4 protein-coding genes and 1 pseudogene are annotated in these 3,999 nt (G+C 37.0%); 4 read left to right on the forward strand and 1 reads right to left on the reverse strand.

Annotated features, from left to right (window positions below):
- Window positions 1–162: pseudogene (locus GO685_RS03700) on the forward strand (IS5-like element ISSoc13 family transposase); the annotation flags it as partial.
- Here the strand turns inward: GO685_RS03700 and GO685_RS03705 are convergent.
- On the reverse strand, window positions 146–508 hold the full coding sequence (locus tag GO685_RS03705) for a hypothetical protein (RefSeq protein ID WP_175937627.1): 363 nt from the start codon (window positions 506–508) through the stop codon (window positions 146–148). The pseudogene GO685_RS03700 and the gene GO685_RS03705 overlap by 17 nt on opposite strands.
- A gap of 372 nt (window positions 509–880) precedes the next feature.
- Here GO685_RS03705 and GO685_RS05605 point away from each other — a divergent pair, with 372 nt between their 5' ends.
- The 3 genes from GO685_RS05605 (at window position 881) to GO685_RS03725 (ending at window position 3,859) form a co-directional block, all read left to right on the forward strand.
- On the forward strand, window positions 881–3,340 hold the full coding sequence (locus GO685_RS05605) for a WD0745 family porin (RefSeq protein ID WP_246226415.1): 2,460 nt from the start codon (window positions 881–883) through the stop codon (window positions 3,338–3,340).
- 59 nt (window positions 3,341–3,399) lie between these two features.
- Window positions 3,400–3,624: a TA system antitoxin ParD family protein gene (locus GO685_RS03720; RefSeq protein ID WP_175937628.1), complete on the forward strand. Its 225-nt coding sequence runs from the start codon at window positions 3,400–3,402 to the stop codon at window positions 3,622–3,624.
- Between the two features lie 130 nt (window positions 3,625–3,754).
- A complete protein-coding gene (locus GO685_RS03725) occupies window positions 3,755–3,859 on the forward strand; it encodes a baseplate hub domain-containing protein (RefSeq protein ID WP_246226416.1) in 105 nt (34 codons plus the stop codon).
- Window positions 3,860–3,999 lie beyond the last annotated feature (140 nt).

The raw sequence follows: 3,999 nt of genomic DNA on the forward strand, positions 1-3,999 counted from the left end.
CAGAGAGACTACGACAAACATCTTTATAAAGAGCGGCATTTGATTGAATGCTTCTTTGGAAAAATCAAGAACTTTAGACGTGTTTTTTCTCGATTTGACAAGACTGCTGAGGTTTTTATGGGTTTTTTAAACTTCGTTGGTTCTCTCATATGGCTTCTCTAAAATTTTGTTCACAGAGACTAGAAAGACTATCATCATAAGCTAAAGCTCTAAAGTTTTTTTTGCCTAGTTCTTCGTCGTTATTACCATAGCTTATTTTACAGAAATTACTCATTTCCAATAATTTCTCTTTATTGAATCCTGCAATTTCTACAACACTCTCACCTGTTTGATCAGGCAAAGAATGTACTTCACTTGGATCACGAGGATTTATAAATTCATAATCTTCAAGGATCTCAAATTCATCGTTATATTCTTCTACTTCGTTATCATTGCCTGGTATTGAACTTACGTCGCTTGTACTGGTGTTTGTGATACCAAGCCAATTGCGTAGAAAACTAAAATCCATATAAAATACTTCAATATTTATTAAGTAAATTAACTATACTATAAATCTATACTATTGTCAATAGTTGTTTTTAATATTTTAACAAATGTTAAAGTATTTTGCGGAAACTTTTTATTTTTAACTATATTTATTATTTTATCATGGAAAATTTTTACTTCCGCAGAGTGAGCAGTAGAGTTATAATGCGGGCAACAGGCAAGCCTCTGTGCTAAGTTTTAGTTAATATGCACGCTAGGGATATTAAAAAAGTTGTTCTTAAGATGTTGCATTTTACTTTTGTTTCAGCTATAAGGTTGCTTTAAGTTGAACTTTCAACATTTTTGTACTATTTACGTTTAAGATAATGATTTTGAAATTTTTTGGGGGCACTTCATGAAACAATCTACCTACACTAGAACTGCTCTAGCTTCTTTATTGACTTTGTGTTCTTTCGGCGGTTTTGCTGCTGACTTTTCTGATGAAAGTATAAAAAAGCAAGAGAGCGCAGTAACTTCTGGAAAAATGGAAGTTATGAAAACATCAAATAAAAAACTAAAAGAGAAAATGGACAGGATATGTAATGCTGATCCAAAAAAGAAAGCTGAAGAGCTTAAGAAAAAAGAGGAACTGAAGCTAACGGCCGGGAAAAAGAGAAAAGAGGAGCTAGCTGAGAAAAAGAGAAAAGAGGAGGCAAAGCTAGCTAGCAAGGAACAAGCGAAACTGGCAAAGGATTCAAAAGCAAAAACTCTCAATGTTAAGAACTCTAATATAGAAAGTTCAAAAACTAAGAGTACTAAAACTCAGAAAGCTAAAATTGAGGCTAAAGCTGTTAACAAAAATATAGAGGAAAAAGGCAAAGCCAGCCCTGTTGCCTCAGTTGGTGGCGTTGATATTATTGACACCAATCAAGGAGCAAGTGGTTTGAGAATCACTTTTGGTGGTGTTGTTGATGCTCAAGGTTATGGTAAAGCAGGGCCAGGCGGCAAAGATTATAAACGCTATAACATTAAGGCAGGCAAGTCTGTAAACTACTATAAAATTGAGCCTGATAAAATAAAAGGGGCAAATCCATTATTCCCTGAAGGAATAGGAAACATTGGTGATTATAGCGAAGACATGGGTATGATTGCAGATGCGATATTGCACTTAAGAGCTGAAAACAAAAATGAAGATTTAGGTCTTCTCTATGGTGCTGATGTGCAGTTCCACGTTCCGGTTACTGAGGGCAAAGGCGCTTCACAAGGTGTGAATGCGGCAAGAGGAAGAAGTGCACATGTGTTTTTGAATTCAAAATATGGTGACTTGAAACTTGGTTATCAGTTTGGTCCTGAGGCTCTAATGAGACTTGATGCAACGAGAATTGCAACTGTTGATGGGGCTGCAGATAGTGACTGGTTCAGAAAAGTGAACTTAGAAGGAAGTGCTGCAACGTTTCCATTTTATGTAACACCGCGTCTTTACACTGAAAGCTTCTCAAGTGAAAGCGCAAGGCTCTCCTTCCGCATGGCTGGAAAGTATAACAAAGGTGTTATGACTACACTACCGTTTAGAATCGCTTGCTACTCACCGAGTTACATGGGTGCAAGATTTGGCATCAGCTATTCACCTCGCTATGAAAGCAGTTTGTTTAGTGTGAGTGATAGTATGAATGCTAATCCTTTTAAAGCGGAAATTGATAATATTACTAGTAAATTCTTGGAGGCTGGTAAGCTTACTGTTCCTGATAATAAAGATGATGCTGGAATTGGAAGTGTGGCGGGTGTTACTGTCAATGACGGTACTATTTCCAGTGCAAATAGAGACAATTCTTTAACCGCGATAGCTACTGACCTTAATACAGCACTAGCTATAAAGACTGATCCTAATGTCGAAAATGACAGAGGTGTTTCTGATTACAAAACAACTTATGGTGTTGATGATATAGGTGCTGTAGCAAAAGCGTCTATCATGGATAAGCCAAGAGCGTATTACGATGCTACAAAACTGAAAAGTAAAATTGAGGAGAAATTAGTAACAAAATCAGGCGCCTTGCCAGTAAGAGAAGTAACAAACGCAGTAAACGCTGTGTTAGCTGACATAAAGAAACTGCCTGATGGTAGAGCTACTACTTTAAAACCAGAAGTTGAAAAAGCGTTCCTTGACAAGGTTATAAGTAAGACGCTATATGAAGGTACAGCAGGTTCAGCTATAAGACACGTTGGTCCAGATTATGAGCACATAATAAGTACTGGTACGTCATATGAATATGACTTTAGTCAACGTAATATAAAAGTTAAAACTTCTGTGGTTGGTGAATATGGTAAAGCAAAAGAACCAAATAAAGATAAGCATCTTTATAAGGAATTTGTGGAATACAACGACTTGATGGGCGTTAACTTTGGTGTCAGCGCTGACTATAAGATCAACGAAGATCAAGGCGTGAAGCTTGCTGCCTCTTTTGCATATTTGGGCAAATCTGGTCAACCAAAGAACATCAAGGAACTTGACCCTAGTGGATATAAAGATATTACCGATAATGACAAAAAAGAAGGCTTAAAGCAGTTTGAGAAGGATACCATGTATTGGACTGCGGGTGCTGGTTATCAATATGAGAGCTTCTACACAAGCTTGACGTACTTTGGTAGCACAATGAATGATGGAGATAAGCTCCATCATGTTGCACTTGGTGTTCAATATGATCTCTCTCCTGCTTGCAGTAAGAGCAAATTTGTTCCTTATGCAGCCCTTCATTACTTTATGACTGACGAGAAGCAAGCTGATAGTTATAAGATTACGAAAGCAGGTAGTGGTACAGATGTAGCACCTTCTAACAAAGAAGTTCTCTTCCTCACTGGCGTGAAGTTTTCTTTCTAGTTAGCTAATAATACACACCACAGATGTGGTGTGTATTCACCTCCAGGTAGCACAGTATCATGGATATAACAGTAAATCTTGATGGAGAATTTGAGAAAATAACACAGTCCCGTTCCATATTACAAAATCGTTCTGTATCGCAACAAATCGCACACTGGGCTAAAGTTGGTCAAATTGTTGAAGACAATCCTGAGTTGAGCTATAGCACCATTAAAGAAATCCTTTTAGGCATTGAAGATGCTAAGTCAGGTGATGTTGGGGAATATAAGCCTACAAAACTTTGAAGATTCTTCTCGCCAACACTTTTAAGCGGTCAATGAAGAAACTGCATAATAATCAATTACCCAAACTTTAATAGGCGAGGCAATTACTGCAGTCATTTTTTTTCTTACCATTGTATTTTAGGAGGTTTTTATGCAAACCACATTAAAAAACCATTTAGCTGGAGAGTTACTTACCATTGCTACATGCTGGAAATTAACGCTTGCAGGTGGAAAAGTAATGGGATTCACTGATTAACGCTAACTATGGATTAGAAAGAGAGTAGCAGAGAGAAATAGGGTAAACCCCAGTATTTTAGCAACAATAGGAGGTTACCCAATGCATAAGAATATAACAGAGTTATTCTGTTTTGTAGATGATTATTGTAAAATAATAGA

The sequence above is a fragment of the Wolbachia endosymbiont of Madathamugadia hiepei genome (genome assembly GCF_013366855.1).
Classification (GTDB): domain Bacteria; phylum Pseudomonadota; class Alphaproteobacteria; order Rickettsiales; family Anaplasmataceae; genus Wolbachia.